The sequence below is a fragment of the Pseudomonas sp. GL-B-12 genome, from assembly GCF_019955895.1.
In the GTDB taxonomy this organism is placed as follows: Bacteria; Pseudomonadota; Gammaproteobacteria; order Pseudomonadales; family Pseudomonadaceae; genus Aquipseudomonas.
This window is the reverse complement of record NZ_JAHBCX010000048.1, coordinates 25,589-42,216: the sequence shown is the minus strand read 5'-3', so window position 1 is coordinate 42,216 and position 16,628 is coordinate 25,589. Positions and strand designations below refer to the sequence as shown.

The 16,628-nt window shown below is 59.7% G+C and carries 10 protein-coding genes; 5 read left to right on the top strand and 5 right to left on the bottom strand.

Translation table 11 applies throughout. The features are described 5' to 3' along the window. Window positions 1-168 precede the first annotated feature (168 nt). Window positions 169-1,833 carry an energy-dependent translational throttle protein EttA gene (ettA, locus tag KGA85_RS24430; protein ID WP_223459206.1) on the bottom strand — a complete coding sequence of 555 codons (1,665 nt, stop codon included), beginning with the start codon at window positions 1,831-1,833 and terminating at the stop codon, window positions 169-171. A gap of 482 nt (window positions 1,834-2,315) precedes the next feature. Between ettA and KGA85_RS24425 the strand changes: the two genes are divergently transcribed. Continuing rightward, entirely contained in the window at window positions 2,316-6,194 is a 3,879-nt protein-coding gene (locus tag KGA85_RS24425) for a bifunctional diguanylate cyclase/phosphodiesterase (protein ID WP_223459204.1), read from the top strand. Here KGA85_RS24425 and KGA85_RS24420 read toward each other — a convergent pair. After that, complete coding sequence (locus tag KGA85_RS24420; protein ID WP_223543441.1) at window positions 6,181-8,532, bottom strand: glycoside hydrolase; 2,352 nt, start codon at window positions 8,530-8,532, stop codon at window positions 6,181-6,183. The genes KGA85_RS24425 and KGA85_RS24420 overlap by 14 nt on opposite strands. Before the next feature lie 259 nt (window positions 8,533-8,791). Here KGA85_RS24420 and glyA point away from each other — a divergent pair, with 259 nt between their 5' ends. The 4 genes from glyA to KGA85_RS24400 all read left to right on the top strand — a co-directional run bounded on the left by glyA (window position 8,792) and on the right by KGA85_RS24400 (window position 13,095). Next, a complete protein-coding gene (gene glyA, locus KGA85_RS24415; protein ID WP_223459200.1) occupies window positions 8,792-10,045 on the top strand; it encodes a serine hydroxymethyltransferase in 1,254 nt (417 codons plus the stop codon). Between the two features lie 274 nt (window positions 10,046-10,319). Next, window positions 10,320-11,633 (top strand): C4-dicarboxylate transporter DctA, encoded by a 1,314-nt coding sequence (locus KGA85_RS24410; protein WP_223459198.1) that lies wholly within the window; start codon window positions 10,320-10,322, stop codon window positions 11,631-11,633. A 48-nt stretch (window positions 11,634-11,681) separates the two neighbouring features. Next, entirely contained in the window at window positions 11,682-12,386 is a 705-nt protein-coding gene (locus tag KGA85_RS24405; RefSeq protein WP_223459196.1) for a FadR/GntR family transcriptional regulator, read from the top strand. Between the two features lie 25 nt (window positions 12,387-12,411). Beyond that, window positions 12,412-13,095 (top strand): GntR family transcriptional regulator, encoded by a 684-nt coding sequence (locus KGA85_RS24400; protein ID WP_223459194.1) that lies wholly within the window; start codon window positions 12,412-12,414, stop codon window positions 13,093-13,095. A gap of 93 nt (window positions 13,096-13,188) precedes the next feature. Here the strand turns inward: KGA85_RS24400 and yjiA are convergent, their stop codons facing one another. The 3 genes from yjiA to KGA85_RS24385 all read right to left on the bottom strand — a co-directional run bounded on the left by yjiA (window position 13,189) and on the right by KGA85_RS24385 (window position 16,605). Beyond that, on the bottom strand, window positions 13,189-14,163 hold the full coding sequence (gene yjiA / locus KGA85_RS24395; protein ID WP_223459192.1) for a GTPase: 975 nt from the start codon (window positions 14,161-14,163) through the stop codon (window positions 13,189-13,191). Window positions 14,164-14,325: 162 nt separating this feature from the next. Further along, window positions 14,326-14,523 (bottom strand): YbdD/YjiX family protein, encoded by a 198-nt coding sequence (locus KGA85_RS24390; protein ID WP_007895266.1) that lies wholly within the window; start codon window positions 14,521-14,523, stop codon window positions 14,326-14,328. 15 nt (window positions 14,524-14,538) lie between these two features. Beyond that, window positions 14,539-16,605 carry a carbon starvation CstA family protein gene (locus KGA85_RS24385; protein ID WP_223459190.1) on the bottom strand — a complete coding sequence of 689 codons (2,067 nt, stop codon included), beginning with the start codon at window positions 16,603-16,605 and terminating at the stop codon, window positions 14,539-14,541. Window positions 16,606-16,628: the final 23 nt, after the last annotated feature.

The following is a 16,628-nucleotide window of genomic DNA, read 5'->3' as shown; positions in this document are numbered from 1 at the left end:
TTCGATTCACGCTTCCTCCCCACACTCGGTCGCCCTCATGCAGTTGCGCTTCACTTCGTTCGCTGTGGTCAGCTTACGACGGGACTTTCACCCGCAAGATTGCGCCCATGCTGGGCGCACAAAAAAACGGAGCCCGAAGGCTCCGCTCTTTATGCAACCAACCCGAAATCAGGCCAGCTTCTTGTAGCGTACACGATGCGGCTGGGCAGCCGCTTCGCCGAGGCGCTTTCTACGGTCGGCTTCGTACTCGGTGTAGTTGCCTTCGAAGAACACCGCTTGCGAGTCGTCTTCATACGCCAGGATGTGAGTCGCGACGCGGTCAAGGAACCACCGGTCGTGGGAGATCACAATGGCGGCGCCCGGGAAGTCCAGCAGGGCTTCTTCCAGGGAACGCAGGGTTTCAACGTCGAGGTCGTTGGACGGTTCGTCGAGCAGCAGGACGTTGCCGCCCTCTTTCAAGGTCAGGGCCAAGTGCAAGCGACCGCGCTCACCACCGGACAGGTCCTTGACGAACTTCTGCTGATCGCCGCCCTTGAAGTTGAAGCGACCGACGTAGGTCCGCGACGGGATCTCGTAGTTGCCGATGCGGATCTGGTCGGAACCGTCGGAAATCTGCTGGAACACGGTCTTGCTGCCGTCCAGGTCTTCGCGGCTCTGATCCACGCAAGCCAGTTGCACGGTTTCACCGACTTCGATACTGCCCGAATCCGGCGTTTCCTTGCCCATCAGCATACGGAACAGGGTTGACTTACCGGCACCGTTACCGCCGATCACGCCAACGATGGCGCCTTTAGGCATGGAGAACGACAGGTTGTCGATCAACACGCGATCGCCGTAGCCCTTGGTGACGTTCTTGAATTCGATGACCTTGTCGCCCAGGCGTGGACCGGCCGGGATGTAGATCTCGTTGGTTTCGCTGCGCTTCTGGAATTCCTGCGACTGCATTTCTTCGAAGCGTTGCAGACGAGCCTTGGATTTCGACTGGCGGGCCTTGGCGCCTTTGCGCACCCACTCCAGTTCTTCCTTCATGGCTTTTTCGTGGGCCGACTGCTGCTTGGATTCGGCAGCCAGACGATCGGACTTGGCTTCCAGCCAACCCGAATAGTTGCCCTCGTAAGGAATGCCCGCGCCGCGGTCGAGTTCCAGAATCCAGCCGGCAACGTTATCCAGGAAGTAACGGTCGTGCGTGATCGCGACCACTGTGCCTGGGAAGTCGTGCAGGAAGTGCTCAAGCCACGCAACGGAATCGGCGTCCAGGTGGTTGGTCGGTTCGTCGAGCAGCAGCATGTCGGGGGCGGACAGCAGCAGGCGGCACAGAGCCACACGACGCTTCTCACCACCGGACAGGAATTCAACCTTGGCATCCCAGGCCGGCAGACGCAGCGCATCGGCGGCGACTTCCAGCTGACGATCGAGGTTGTGACCGTCGCTGGCTTGCAGGATCGCTTCGAGCTTGGCCTGTTCAGCAGCCAGTTTGTCGAAGTCGGCGTCTTCTTCAGCGTAAGCCGCGTAGACCTCGTCCAGGCGCGCCTGGGCGTTCTTGATCACGCTGACCGCTTCCTCGACCACTTCACGCACGGTTTTGGTCGGGTCCAGGATCGGCTCTTGCGGCAGATAACCGATGTTCAGCTCCGGCATCGGGCGGGCTTCGCCGTCGAATTCGGTGTCAACGCCAGCCATGATTTTCAGCAGCGTGGACTTACCCGAACCGTTGAGGCCGAGTACGCCAATCTTGGCGCCAGGGAAGAAGGACAGAGAAATGTTTTTCAGGATTTCCCGCTTCGGCGGAACAACTTTGCCCAGCCGATGCATGGTGAATACGTATTGAGCCATGGAGAACCTAGGGTCAGTGACTGATGAATGATTGGAGCGCAGGCAATGCCCGGCCAGACCGTGCGCGTCGCTCGCTTGAGGCTATCAATACGTGCGCGCTGAAAAAGTCTGATTATGGGGGCGTTCTCAATTAGTTTCCACGCCGCGTTGTCGCCTTAAAGCGGACCAGGCAAGGCGCAGGCCGCTGGGAATGGTCGTTCCCTTTCCAAGGCCTGCAACGCAGCCTGGCCCGCTTTAAGGCACAACCCGAAGGGCCGGGCCTGCTGTTGTGCAGGCCCGGCGCGGTGCGGAAACTAATTGAGAACGCCCCCGGAGCTGGAACGCTCCCGCGTAACCGGCAAAGCTACCTTAATGACCGGTGGCAGTCCAGCCGACGGACAGGGGCTGGCACTTCGCCACAACTCAAGGCATGCTAGCCGCCCTTCGGGCGTCCGGCTTATAGTGCACGTCGCGCCAGTCCAGCCAAACCGCAGGATTACAGCTTGTCCAAAGTCCCTCCGCCTCTGACTTCCAGCGCGTCGGCCACAGCGCCCGGCTCTCCCCTGCGCGGGACCTTGAAGGGCACCTTGGCGACACTCGCATTATTGCTGCTGGCCCTGCTGTTCTGGCAGTTGCTCGACCAGTTGCGGGAAACCCAGAAGAACCAGCGTCAGTACACCATCGACTACGCCGCCGATCTGGCTGCGCAGGTCAGCCTGAACATGGCGCTCAACGCGCAGATCGCCCTCAACCTGTTGCCGATCGTCGAGCAACCGCAAGGCGCCGATGAACTGCAAGCCCTGCTGCGCAAGCTGCAACAGTCGCTGCCGGATCTGCGCAGCCTGGCGTTGCTCAGCCCCTCGGGAAGAGTCATCAGTGACAGCACTCCCGACAGCGATGACAGCGACTACCTGGGTGAACTGGTACGCCGCAGCCACGCCCAGTCGCACTACTTCAGCAACGCCACCGACGGTTCCGTGGTGCATTTATTGTTGCATCAGGCCAGCGGCAGTTCCCGAGGCTATTGGGTCTTGCGCCTGACACCCACCTTCTTTTCGTCCTTGACCAAGCAAAGCGAGGCCGGCCGCCGCCCGTTGTGGCTGGTTGAGAACCGCATCAATCATCAGATCATCAGCCGCGACGAAGCGCTGCCCTCGGTCAATCCGGGCACGCTGACCGAGGATGATGTCGCCAACAGCGTGCTGACCGTTGCGCTGAGCAGCAGCGATTGGCAACTGCGCGGCTTGTTCGACCGTCAGCGCGTGCTGGAAGAGCTGCTGCCGGCGTTCATCGGCAAATGCCTGCTGGGCCTGGCGTTTTCCATGCTGCCGTTCATCGCCTTGCTGAACACGCGCCGACGTCAGCGCCAATTGAGCGAAGGCCGCCGGCGTTATCAGGACATTTTCGAAGGCACCGGCGTGGCCTTGTGCGTCCTCGACATGTCCGGGCTCAAGGTCTTTTTCGACAAGGCACAACTGCAGGGCAGCGAACAACTGCAAGCGTGGCTGGCGATCCCGGATCAACGCCGGCAATTGCTCAAGGAACTGCGGATCACCGAGGTCAACCAGGTAGCGCTGCAACTGCTTAATGTCGATAGCGCCGACAAAGCCTGGCAACTGCTGATCGACGGCCATCCGCAGGACGGCACCGCCATCGGCAACCAGGTACTCGACGCGGTGCTCAACCAGCAGCAACAGCTTGAGCTGGAAATTAAACTGCAGGATGCCAGTGGTCGCGACCAGCACCTGTGGCTGGTGCTGCGCCTGCCGCAAACCCAGGACGACTATAACGCGGTGATCCTGAGCATCACCGACATCACCAGCCGCAAGCTCATCGAGTTGTCACTGCAGGAGCGCGAAGGGTTTTGGTCGGACGTGGTGCGCACCGTGCCGGATCACCTGTATGTGCAGGATGTGATCAGCCAGCGCATGATCTACAGCAACCATCATCTGGGCCAGACACTGGGTTACAACCGTACCGAACTGCACCAGATGGGCGAATACTTCTGGGAAATCCTCCTGCACCCCGAAGACGCCGACTATTACCACCGCTCCCGCCAGGTCCAGCGCCAGGCCGGCTATCGCCAGTTGATGCAGTGCCAGTTGCGCTTCCGCCATCGGGACGGCCAGTGGCGACGCTTCGAGATTCGCGAGCAGGCACTGGCGCGGGACAAGAACGATCAGGTCACGCGGATCATCGGCGTGGCCAAGGACATCACCGACCAGATCGAAGCCAGTGAGTCCCTGCGCGACAGTGAGCAGCGCTACCGGATGCTCGCCGAAAGCATCAGCGACGTGATCTTCTCCACTGACAGCCGCCTCAACCTCAATTACGTCAGCCCTTCGGTGCAAGCGGTGCTGGGTTACGACGCCGAGTGGATTTTCCAGAACGGCTGGCAATCGACCATCGCCAACCCGCAACAACTGACCGGCATCTACCACCTGATGGACCGGGTCAGTAAAGCGCTGGATCAACCGGACCAACTGGCGCTGTTACGCAGCCAGGTGCAAACCCAACTGTTCCTGTTCGATTGCCTGCGGGCCGACGGGCGCAAGATCCCGATCGAACTGCGTCTGGTATTGGTCTGGGACGAACAGGTTACGTTCGAAGGCGTGCTCGGCGTCGGCCGCGACATCAGCCAGCAACGCCGGGCCGAAAAAGACTTGCGCATGGCCGCCACGGTATTCGAACACTCGACCTCGGCGATCCTGATCACCGACCCGGCCGGCTACATCGTCCAGGCCAACGAAGCCTTCAGCCGTGTCAGCGGTTATGCCGTGGAGCAGGTCCTCGACCAGTTGCCGAACATGCTGACCGTCGACGAGCAGCAGGAAACCCATCTGCGTTACGTGCTCAAGCAATTGGGCCAGCACAGCACCTGGGAAGGTGAAGTCTGGCTCAAGCGCCGCAACGGCGAGCACTACCCGGCCTGGGTCGGGATCACCGCCGTACTCGACGACGAAGGCGACCTGGCCAGTTATGTGTGTTTCTTCAGCGACATCAGCGAGCGCAAGGCCAGTGAGCAGCGGATTCACCGCCTCGCCTACTACGACGCCCTGACTCACCTGCCCAACCGCTCACTGTTCCAGGATCGCCTGCACACGGCGTTGCAATCGGCCGAACGGCAGAAGTCGTGGGTGGTGCTGATGTTCCTCGATCTCGATCGCTTCAAGCCGATCAACGACTCCTTGGGTCACGCCGCCGGCGACCGCATGCTCAAGGAAATGGCCACGCGCCTGCTCGGTTGCGTCGACGATGACGACACCGTGGCGCGCATGGGCGGTGACGAATTCACTTTGCTCCTGCAACCGCGAGCCAACCGTGAAATCGCCCTGAACCGGGCGATCCATGTGGCCGAACAGATTCTCGCCAGCCTGGTGAAACCGTTCGTGCTCGAAGGCCGCGAGTTCTTCGTCACGGCCAGTATCGGCATCGCCCTGAGTCCGCAAGACGGCAACGAACTCAGCCAGCTGATGAAGAATGCCGACACCGCGATGTATCACGCCAAGGAGCGTGGCAAGAACAACTTCCAGTTCTATCAGGCGGACATGAACGCCAGTGCGCTGGAGCGTCTGGAGCTGGAAAGCGACTTGCGCCATGCCCTGGAACAGAACGAATTCGTGCTGTATTACCAGCCGCAGCTCAGCGGTGATGGCAAACGCCTGACCGGTGCCGAGGCGCTGCTGCGCTGGCGTCATCCACGCCGCGGGCTGGTGCCGCCGGGGGATTTCATTCCGGTGCTCGAAGAGCTCGGGCTGGTGGTGGATGTCGGCGACTGGGTGATCAGCGAAGCCTGCCGCCAACTCAAGGCCTGGCATCAGGCCAAGGTACGGGTGCCGAAGGTGTCGGTGAACATCTCGGCGCGGCAGTTCTCCGATGGCCAACTCGGCACGCGGATCGCCACCATCCTCAAGGAAACCGGCCTGCCACCGGCGTGCCTGGAGCTGGAACTGACCGAAAGTATCCTGATGTGCGAAGTCAGCGAGGCGATGCAGATTCTCGCCGGGCTGAAAAACCTTGGGCTGAGCATTGCGGTGGATGACTTTGGCACCGGTTACTCATCCCTGAACTACCTCAAGCAATTTCCCATCGACGTGTTGAAAATCGACCGCACCTTCGTCGATGGCCTGCCCAGCGGCGAGCAGGATGCACAAATTGCCCGGGCAATCATTGCCATGGCCCACAGCCTTAACCTGGCGGTGATCGCCGAAGGCGTGGAAACCCACGAGCAGCTTGATTTCCTGAGGGAGCACGGTTGCGACGAGGTGCAGGGTTACCTGTTCGGTCGCCCGATGCCGGCCAATCAGTTCGAGGCTCAATACAGTAACGATGCATTGTTCATGTTTGATTGTCCGCCGCCCAACCGTCTCAACGCGCCTTGAACACCGTACTCATTTCATGCACTCGCACAGGCTGCCCAGGTTCTTCGACACGCGCAGAGAGCGCAGGTAACATCGTACCTTCCACCACCATCGGCCCGCTGCTGAAGTTCGCGGTGATGCGCGTTCCATCCGCATAGCTTGATTGCTGGAGCGCGCGATCCTTCGACAACACCTTGAAATCCACCATCGCCACTCTGAACAGTCGCTCGTGCAGCGGGCGGAAGATACGGTCATAGGCCGCGATCACCGGCAGATCACGATCGAGCACTTCATCGGCGAGGTGATAAAGCGGCGGCACCATATACAACAGCTGCAGAAGTGCCGTCGCCTCCCACTCATTGCTGAACTTCAATGAGCCGTACTCCCAGTGATGGGTTGTCACGACGCTGTCATGCAAGGCGATCTGATAAAGCGGCAGGCGAAACCGTGGCGAGCGCACATAACGGGCGACTGAAGGCTTGAGCTGTACAGGCTTGAAGTAAAGACTGGGCGTTTCGTCGGGCCAGTAACGCCCTCGATAGTACGGCGAGCGTGAATCCTTCATATCAGGATCCATCCAGGCGAAGGGCTGTGTCGTCATGCCTTGGGCAAACGCGAATTGTGGGGCGTACCAGGACAACCCACCTTCCGTTCCGGTCACCAGGCCAAGTGCCTGGGTAGGATAGGCCAGCCTCTGGCGCACGCTCTGGCTGTCCTGCGACTCACTGGTCTCACGGCCGGGCGTATAGTCCTCACGCGGCGGGCCGGCGCCATCCACATCCAGAAAATAGCTGTTGAGCCCAGAGTTTTTTGCAATCGCATCGATGCGTTTTCGAGCATAGTCATGGACTGCACGAGCGCTGACATATACCCCCTTTCCAGCAAAACCGGTGACGATCTGGCCGTTTTTATCCCGGTAACCGGCATTCGCCAACTCGTCGCCCATCTGCGCGGTAGACCAGGTTTCCACAAGGTTTGAGGGGTGAGCGCTGCCATAGCTGTCGTAGACGCCGACCAGGTAACCCGCCGCCTTGGCTTGCTCAAGGGCTTCAGGGTGCCAAAGCGCCGTTCGCCACTCACTGACTCCCAGCCAGGCACGACGCAAACCTGCCGATTGCAGTGCGCTGACCAGGTCGGTCGACAGACCGCCCCCCCAACGCTGGTGGGGAGCCAACAGCGGACCGAAGGCCTGGTCCATGGCGATTCTCATATCCCGAGTCCACACAACTTCACCGCCAGGGTCATGTCCACCCGGCAGGGGTGTCACTTCAGGACGGGCAATCACTTTCAACAGTGCCGCGTTGAGCGCTCGAACCACCTCTTTTTTCAGCGATGGCTCAATATCGCCCTGGTTCCTCGCCCCCGCCTTGAACGCCATCTCGACGGTTTTGCGCTTTTCATCATCAAGTACCGCCCACAGTCGGCCCGCCAGTTGCGTGCCATCGCCTTTCTGGCGCTGGAACTGTTCCAGAAACGCTTGCCATTGAACAATGTCCGCGACTTTCAGTGGAGCGCTGCCCCATAGATAGATATGGGATGCCCCTCCTAACCGGGCGACCTCGGGTGTCATGGCAATCTTGTCGTTCAAGGAAACAAATTGGCCGTTTGCTTGCAGCCATCGCCGGTAACCATGCGCCCCCGCCAACGGATCCTGCAGGCCGGGCACAATACGCAGGGTATAAGCGGCATCGGGGGATAGGGAGGAGAAACTGTGAGTAAAACCAGGTCGTACACGATCAGCCCTGCGCTCTACATCAAACGTTGTATCCAGAGGTGTTTCCAACAGCCAGGTAACGGAAAGCCCCTCTCGCAACTCCGTCCAGAACGGCATGGAAAGAATACTCAGCACGCTTTCCGGTTCGTATCGACGCACCATCCAGTCAAGCCATCCGGGGTCGTCTGCCGGCACGTAACTGCCCTCGCCAAAAGGAAATGCATAGGCCTTGATGGCCCCGGGATCCGCGGTCCGAGGCCAGTTCAATACGGAGGGACCTCGTGACCGGACTGACACCCGTAATGCACCGAGCTCGATATTGGCTGTGACCTTGTAGTGGCCCGTGCCGGCAGCCACTTGCCATTCGCGATATGACAGCCGCTCAACCCTGATACCGCTGAAAGCCGGGGATGCCAATGCCAGGCGCTTGCCTTGTGAAGTCGTGAGCGAAATGGCCAACGTGTCCGGCTCAATTGCAAACTGCCCGGCGGGACTATCCAGCAGCACAGGGGCAACGTCCAAGGCGTACGTCGTACCGGGTACCATGCAAGCAAACACGATGCCCCAGACAGGGGCCATCCAACGACATGAGCAAGCATGCGCAAAAACAGGTGTGGTAGGTATCTGATTGGTCACGGGCTTCATCCATTGATTTCCTGTCCAATGTTCAGGGGCAAGACATTCGTCAGCTCAGCCTTCATCCCAGGCTTCCAGAACAAAGTGTGCCCCGCTAAAAACAAGGATGCCCAACTCGGCTCCGTGCTTCAGCGAAAATATGTGTCCCTATATTCTGCCGAGCACCGTGAATGCCACTTGTCTGCGACATGATGCCGTTTCATATGCCATCTAAAACCCATTGGGTTAGAATGCCCCCCTTTTCCGCCCCCGATCCCTGAGGACCGCCATGTTCAGCCGTGATTTGACTATTGCCAAGTACGACGCCGATCTCTTTGCCGCCATGGAGCAAGAAGCTCAGCGCCAGGAAGAGCACATTGAGCTGATCGCTTCGGAAAACTACACCAGCCCTGCGGTGATGGAAGCTCAAGGCTCGGTACTGACCAACAAGTACGCCGAAGGCTACCCGGGCAAGCGCTACTACGGTGGTTGCGAGTACGTAGACATCGTCGAGCAGCTGGCTATCGACCGCGCCAAAGAGCTGTTCGGCGCTGACTATGCCAACGTTCAGCCGCACGCTGGCTCCCAAGCCAACTCCGCGGTTTACCTGGCCCTGCTGTCGGCCGGCGACACCATCCTGGGCATGAGCCTGGCCCACGGTGGTCACCTGACCCACGGCGCCAGCGTTTCGTCTTCGGGCAAGCTGTACAACGCCATCCAGTACGGCATCGACGCCAACGGCCTGATCGACTACGACGAAGTCGAGCGCCTGGCCGTTGAGCACAAGCCAAAAATGATCGTGGCCGGTTTCTCTGCCTACTCGCAGATCCTCGACTTCCCGCGCTTCCGTGCAATCGCCGACAAAGTAGGTGCCTACCTGTTCGTCGACATGGCCCACGTGGCCGGTCTGGTCGCCGCTGGCGTCTACCCGAACCCGGTTCCATTCGCTGACGTGGTGACCACCACCACCCACAAGACCCTGCGCGGTCCACGTGGCGGCCTGATCCTGGCTCGCGCCAACGCCGACATCGAGAAGAAGCTGAACTCCGCGGTATTCCCGGGCGCCCAGGGCGGCCCACTGGAGCACGTGATCGCAGCCAAGGCGATCTGCTTCAAGGAAGCGCTGCAGCCTGAGTTCAAGGTTTACCAGCAACAAGTAGTGAAGAACGCCCAGGCCATGGCCAGCGTGTTCATCGAGCGCGGTTTCGACGTGGTTTCCGGCGGTACTGAGAACCACCTGTTCCTGCTGTCGCTGATCAAGCAGGAAATCTCCGGTAAAGACGCCGACGCCGCGCTGGGCAAAGCGTTCATCACCGTGAACAAGAACTCGGTGCCAAACGACCCACGTTCCCCGTTCGTCACCTCCGGCCTGCGCTTCGGCACCCCGGCTGTGACCACTCGTGGCTTCAAGGAAGCAGAGTGCAAGGAACTGGCCGGCTGGATCTGCGACATCCTGGCTGACCTGAACAACGAAGCGGTGATCGACGCCGTTCGTGAGAAGGTCAAGGCTATCTGCAAGAAGCTGCCGGTGTACGGCGCTTAATCAGCCCGCTAAACCGTAGCTATAAAAACCGGCCAGAGATGGCCGGTTTTTTTTCGCCCGTTTTTTTTATTCCGCCGGTGAAAGGCTCTAAACTGCGCTCACCAACCAACTGGTAAGACCGGTCATGCCAATTTTCTAATTTTTACTTGCGAACACCCAAAAATAACGCCTAGACTGCGCCTGCACTGGACATACCGGTAAGACCACAATAATTAAGTCCTGAATCTGATGTGCCCCGCACACGGAAGCCAGGACACCGACCAGGATTCCTCCCATGCTCAGATGGTGCTCGCGTTCAATCTTCCTCCAAGTGGTTCTCGGACTGGTGCTCGGCATCATCTGCGGGCTGACCCTTCCCGAATACTCCGCTCAGCTCAAACCGCTCGGTGACGGTTTTATCAAGCTGATCAAAATGCTCATCGGCCTGATTGTGTTTTGCGTAGTAGTTAGCGGCATCAGCGGTGCCGGCGACCTGAAAAAGGTCGGACGCATCGGCCTCAAATCGGTGATCTACTTTGAAGTACTGACCACCATCGCCCTGGTGATCGGTCTGGTGTTCGCCTTCAGCACCGGCATCGGCAGCGGCGCGAACATTCACCTGGAGCAGCTTTCCGCAGCCGACATGGGCGACATTGCCCAGCGCGGCCAGCACATGCACACCACCACACAGTTCCTGATGGAACTGATTCCGACTTCGGTGATCGGTGCCTTTGCCGATAACAATATCCTGCAGGTCCTGCTGTTTTCAGTGTTGTTCGGCAGTGCACTGAATCTGGTGGGCGAGGCGGCGTCGGGTATTTCACGGCTGATCAATGAACTCAGCCATGTGATCTTCCGCATCATGGGCATGATCGTGCGCCTGGCGCCGATTGGTGTGTTCGGTGCGATCGCCTTCACCACTAGCAAATATGGCCTGGACTCGCTGCAGCACCTGGGCAGCCTGGTCGGTCTGTTCTACCTGACCTGTACTGCCTTCGTGGCCTTGATTCTCGGCCTGGTGATGCGCCTCTCCGGCTTGAAGATGTGGCCGTTGCTCAAGTACCTGCGCGAAGAACTGCTGATCGTCATGGGCACTGCTTCGTCCGACGCTGTACTGCCACAAATCATGCGCAAGCTTGAGCATCTGGGCATCGGCAGTTCGACGGTCGGGCTGGTGATTCCAACGGGTTACTCGTTCAACCTCGACGGTTTCTCGATCTACCTGACCCTGGCCATCGTGTTCATCGCCAATGCCACCGGCACGCCGCTGGCGATGACCGACCTGCTGACGATTCTGTTGGTATCGTTGATCACGTCCAAGGGGGCCCACGGTATTCCGGGCTCGGCGCTGGTGATTCTGGCGGCCACCCTGACAGCCATTCCGGCAATTCCGGTGGTGGGTCTGGTGCTGGTGCTGGCCGTGGACTGGTTCATGGGCATCGGCCGGGCGCTGACCAACCTGATCGGCAACTGTGTGGCGACCGTCGCCATCGCGCGGTGGGAAAAGGACATCGATGTGGAGCGGGCGAACAAGGTACTTTCGGGCCAGGCGGGTTATACCTTCCAGCCGAGAAAACCGGTTGCTCAAGCGGCAGCCAAAGAATTCTGAATGACCGCCGTGCCTGCCGACCGCAGGCACGGCTCATGGAGCGAACTAGTGATTACCTCATCAACCGTCGTCAACTCAGTGGTAGAAAAACTTCGGGCCGCTTTGGCCCGAGGTCAGTGGCGCTCCGGCGAAATGCTGCCGGGGCAACGCGATCTGGCCGAACAATTGGGCATCAGCCGCCCGAGCCTGCGTGAGGCGGTCATTGTCCTGGAAACCCTTGGCCTGGTGCGTTCGATGCCGGGCAAAGGCGTGGTGGTGCTCGAAGCCAATCTCGCTGACAGCCAGACGCATGACAGTGCAGTGGCCGCAGCGAGCCTGGAAGACGTGCTGCAACTGCGCTACACCCTCGAGCCGTTCATCGTCGGCCTGGTGGCGCAGTCCATCAGCAGCAAGGAAGTCGGGCAGCTGCGCCTGACCCTGATGGACATGCGCGAAGCCCTGGAAGCCATCGACAGTGAAGCCGGCGTGAATGCCTACATCGCGTTCCACGAAGAATTGTTCACGCTCACATCCAACCCCATCTTCCAGAGCGTGGTCCAGCAGACCAGCAACGCCCTCAAACAGAGCGCCGAAGTGTTACGCAACTCCCCGGAGCATCTGGCTGAGCGCCTTGAAGAAAACGAGGCGGTGGTGCGGGCGATCCGCAGCAAGAACAGCGCCCAGGCCAGCGCCGAGATGCGTCGGCACATTTTGCGCGAAGGCCAGCGCATGGGCATCGAATTGAACATCCCGGAAGACAACCTCGGCAGTTGAAACCTCTTCGAACTGGAGATTGGCCATGAACAGCTTCGCCTCGCCACAAACGCTCGCCACCCTGCCCGTCCGCCCTTCGGTGGATGATCTGTATTCACGGGTCCTCGACGCCATTTTCGAACAGCGCATCCATTCGGCCAGTCGCTTTACCGAAGAAAGCCTGGCGCAGATGTTCGGTGCAAGGCGCAGCGACATGCGTGATGTGCTGACGCGACTGTCCCATCAGCAGGTCATCATCCTTCGGGTCAACCATCGTCCCCGCGTCGCCGAGCTTGATGTCGAGCAGACCCGGCAGACACTGCATGCCCGGCGCCTGGCCGAGATCATGTTGGTGCGGCTGGCCTGTCAACGACCCTGCGCGCAAGACCTGAAGCACCTGCGGACACTGGTCGAAAACGAGCGTCAATGCGTCGAGCGTGGCCGGGCGATTCGATTGTCGGGAGAGTTTCATCTGCAGTTGGCACAAATGGCGGGGAATGCACCGCTAGCGCATTTTCTTGAGAGCCTGGTACCGGTGACTTCGCTGGCAATTACGCAGTTTGATCTGCAGCAGAAGGATTATTGCGTGGAGCACATGGAGATTCTGGATGCGCTGGAGCGAGGAGATGCCGCGACGGCGCAAGTCGCGCTCAACCGGCATCTGGATTATCTGGAAGATTTGTTGCTGAGCCCTGCATCGGCAATGGGCCAAAACTGTGCCGCAGGTTAGATCGCTTTCGCGAGCAGGCTCGCTCCCACAGGGGGAGTGCACTTCAGCGAGTCTGCTCGCGATGCGGCTCAAGGCTCACTGCAACTTCTGACGTTACTCCGCCGCCACCCGCGCAAACCCCTCGCGAATCTTTTCCTCCGGCAAGTCATCGGCAATGAACACGATCACGCTCTCGCGCACGTCGTCCTCCGCCCACTCGGTATCCCAGTCGAAACCATAAAGCTTCAGCACCCCCTGAAACACCATGCGACGGGATTCGCCGAGGATACTCAACACGCCTTTGTAGCGCAGCAATTGCTTGCCATGCTCCTCCAGCAGCTCGTTCATGAACTCACTGAGCTTGTCGATATCCAGCGGTTTTTCAGTGCGCAGCACCAGGCTGGAAATGCGGTCCATGGATGGAGCTGCCTGGCTGACCGGGCGCAAACTCACGCCGCCACCGAGGTCGGCGTTGAGGTTGAAGCCGCGCACATCGAGCAACTCGGCCAGGTCGATCTTGCCGTGGTCAACCACGCGGATCGGGGCGCGACGGTTGATGCGGGTCAGGCGCTCGCTCAACGCGGTGAAGGTCGCTTCGTCCACCAGGTCACGCTTGCTCACCAGCAAGCGGTCGGCGAATCCGATCTGCGCCTGGGCGATGGTCTGGGTCAGGTGCAAGTCGGCATGCGCGGCGTCGACCAGCGTGATGATGCCGTCGAGGATATAGCGCTCACGCAACTCTTCGTCGATGAAAAAGGTTTGTGCCACGGGCGCCGGATCGGCCAGGCCGGTGCATTCGATCACCAGGCGGTCGAAGGCGATGTCGCCCTGGTCCAGACGCTCGAGCAACAGATAAAGCGCTTTGGTCAGGTCGGTGTGGATGGTGCAGCAGACGCAGCCATTGGACAGTGTCATCACTTGTACCGGCTCATCGCCCAACAACTGGGTATCGATACCGGCGTCGCTGAATTCGTTTTCGATCACGGCGATTTTCAGACCGTGCTCGGCCTTGAGCAGGTGACGCAACAGGGTGGTCTTGCCGGCGCCGAGGAAGCCGCTGAGGATCGTGACTGGGATGGGAGAGGACAAACTGGATCTCCTTTTTCACACAGTGAAAAAACAACACAAAACAAATGTGGGAGCGAGCTTGCTCGCGATAGCGGCTTAACATTCAACATCACTGTTGATTGACAGTCCGCCATCGCGAGCGAGCTCGCTCCCACAGGTTTTGCTGTTAACCCGCAATCCGGATCAACAGCACTTCGGCCCACCCTTGCCACCGTAACGGGCTTCCTGACGCTCCCGGAAGAACATCTCATAGCTCATCACCGGTTTGTCCGGGTGCTTGGTCTGCATATGCTCGACGTAGTTGTCGTAGTCGGGCATGCCGACCATCAGGCGCGCAGCCTGACCGAGGTATTTACCAAGGCGACTCAAGTCATTGAACATGCTGCAATCCTCTGGTTACGCATCCGGCAGCGCCTGGAATGGCGATTCTTTATCCGTACGCTCTTTTTTACCCCAGGCGGCAATACCGACCTTGAGTGCATAGAACAGGATGCTGAACACCACGAACAGGAACAGTGCGGTCAGCGTTGCGTTGGTGTAGGCGTTGAAGATCACGTGCTGCATCTGGGTGATGTCCTTGGCCGGGGCGAGGATCTGGCCGTTGGCCAAGGCATCGCTATATTTCTTGGCCAGCGACAGGAAGCCGATCGCCGGGTTGGCATCGAACAGCTTGATGAAGCCAGCTGTCGTGGTGCAGATCAACAGCCACACCGCCGGCAACATGGTGACCCAGACATAACGCTGGCGTTTCATCTTGATCAACACGACGGTGCCGAGCATCAGAGCGATACCGGCCAGCATCTGGTTGGAGATGCCGAACAGCGGCCACAGGGTGTTGATGCCACCCAATGGATCGATCACGCCCTGGTACAGCAACCAGCCCCACATGGCCACACAACCGCCAGTGGCGATCAGGTTGGCAGTCCAGGATTCGGTGCGACGCAGGGCCGGCACGAACGAGCCGAGCAAGTCCTGAAGCATAAAGCGACCGGCACGGGTACCGGCGTCGACTGCGGTCAGGATGAACAGCGCTTCGAACAGGATCGCGAAGTGGTACCAGAACGCCATGGTGTTTTCACCCGGCAGAACACTGTGCAGGATCTGCGCGATACCGACCGCCAGGGTTGGCGCGCCGCCAGCACGGGCCAGGATGGTGGTTTCACCAATGTCGTGAGCTACCGCTTGCAGGGCTTCCGGGGTAATCGCAAAACCCCAGTTGCTGACGGCTGTCGCAACGGCCACCACATCACCGCCGACCACGGCCGCCGGGCTGTTCATGGCGAAGTACACGCCTGGTTCGATCACCGACGCGGCGACCATCGCCATGATCGCCACGAACGATTCCATCAGCATGCCGCCATAACCGATGTAGCGGGCGTTGGTTTCGTTATCCAGCAGCTTCGGCGTGGTGCCGGAAGCGATCAGCGCGTGGAAACCCGAGACCGCGCCACAGGCGATGGTAATGAACAGGAACGGGAACAGACCGCCCTTCCATACCGGGCCGGTGCCGTCGATGAATTGGGTCAGGGCCGGCATTTTCAGCTCGGGCATGGTCACCAGGATGCCGATGGCCAGAGCGACGATGGTGCCGATTTTCAGGAAGGTCGACAGGTAGTCGCGCGGTGCCAGGATCAGCCACACAGGCAACACCGCTGCGACAAAACCGTAACCGATCAGCATCCAGGTGATCTGGATACCGGTAAAGCTGAACGCCTTGGCCCACACTGGATCCGCGGCAATCTGCCCGCCGAGCCAGATCGAACCGAGCAGCAACAGCACGCCGATCACCGAGATTTCACCGATGCGACCCGGACGGATGTAGCGCATGTAGATGCCCATGAACATCGCGATCGGGATGGTCGCCATCACCGTGAAAATGCCCCACGGGCTCTCGGCCAGGGCTTTCACCACGATCAGCGCCAGCACCGCGAGGATGATGATCATGATCAGGAAGCAGCCGAACAGCGCGATGGTGCCGGGGATGCGGCCCATTTCCTCACGGACCATGTCGCCGAGGGATCGGCCGTTGCGGCGGGTGGACATGAACAGGACCATGAAGTCCTGCACCGCACCGGCCAGCACCACGCCGGCAATCAGCCACAGCGTGCCAGGCAAGTAGCCCATCTGCGCCGCCAATACCGGACCGACCAAAGGCCCCGCGCCGGCGATGGCCGCGAAGTGGTGACCAAAAAGAATGTGTTTGTTGGTTGGAACGTAGTCCAGACCGTCATTGTTGAGCACAGCGGGAGTGGCCCGTCGCGCATCGAGTTGCATGACATTGCTAGCGATGAACAGACTGTAGTAGCGGTAGGCGACCAGATAGATGGCCACGGCAGCGACCACAATCCACAGGGCGTTGATTGCCTCGCCTCGGCGCAATGCCACGACACCCAGGGCGCACGCACCTACGATTGCCAGCACCAGCCAAGGCAAATGGCGTAGCGGGCTATTATTATTTTTCATTTTATTATTCCAGCCAGAGTGGA

Coding starts and splice junctions, on each gene's coding strand:
- ettA (WP_223459206.1), bottom strand. CDS start 1,833: ATGGCTCAATACGTATTCACCATGCATCGGCTGGGCAAAGTTGTTCCG.
- KGA85_RS24420 (WP_223543441.1), bottom strand. CDS start 8,532: ATGAAGCCCGTGACCAATCAGATACCTACCACACCTGTTTTTGCGCAT.
- glyA (WP_223459200.1), top strand. CDS start 8,792: ATGTTCAGCCGTGATTTGACTATTGCCAAGTACGACGCCGATCTCTTT.
- KGA85_RS24410 (WP_223459198.1), top strand. CDS start 10,320: ATGCTCAGATGGTGCTCGCGTTCAATCTTCCTCCAAGTGGTTCTCGGA.
- KGA85_RS24400 (WP_223459194.1), top strand. CDS start 12,412: ATGAACAGCTTCGCCTCGCCACAAACGCTCGCCACCCTGCCCGTCCGC.
- KGA85_RS24390 (WP_007895266.1), bottom strand. CDS start 14,523: ATGTTCAATGACTTGAGTCGCCTTGGTAAATACCTCGGTCAGGCTGCG.
- KGA85_RS24385 (WP_223459190.1), bottom strand. CDS start 16,605: ATGAAAAATAATAATAGCCCGCTACGCCATTTGCCTTGGCTGGTGCTG.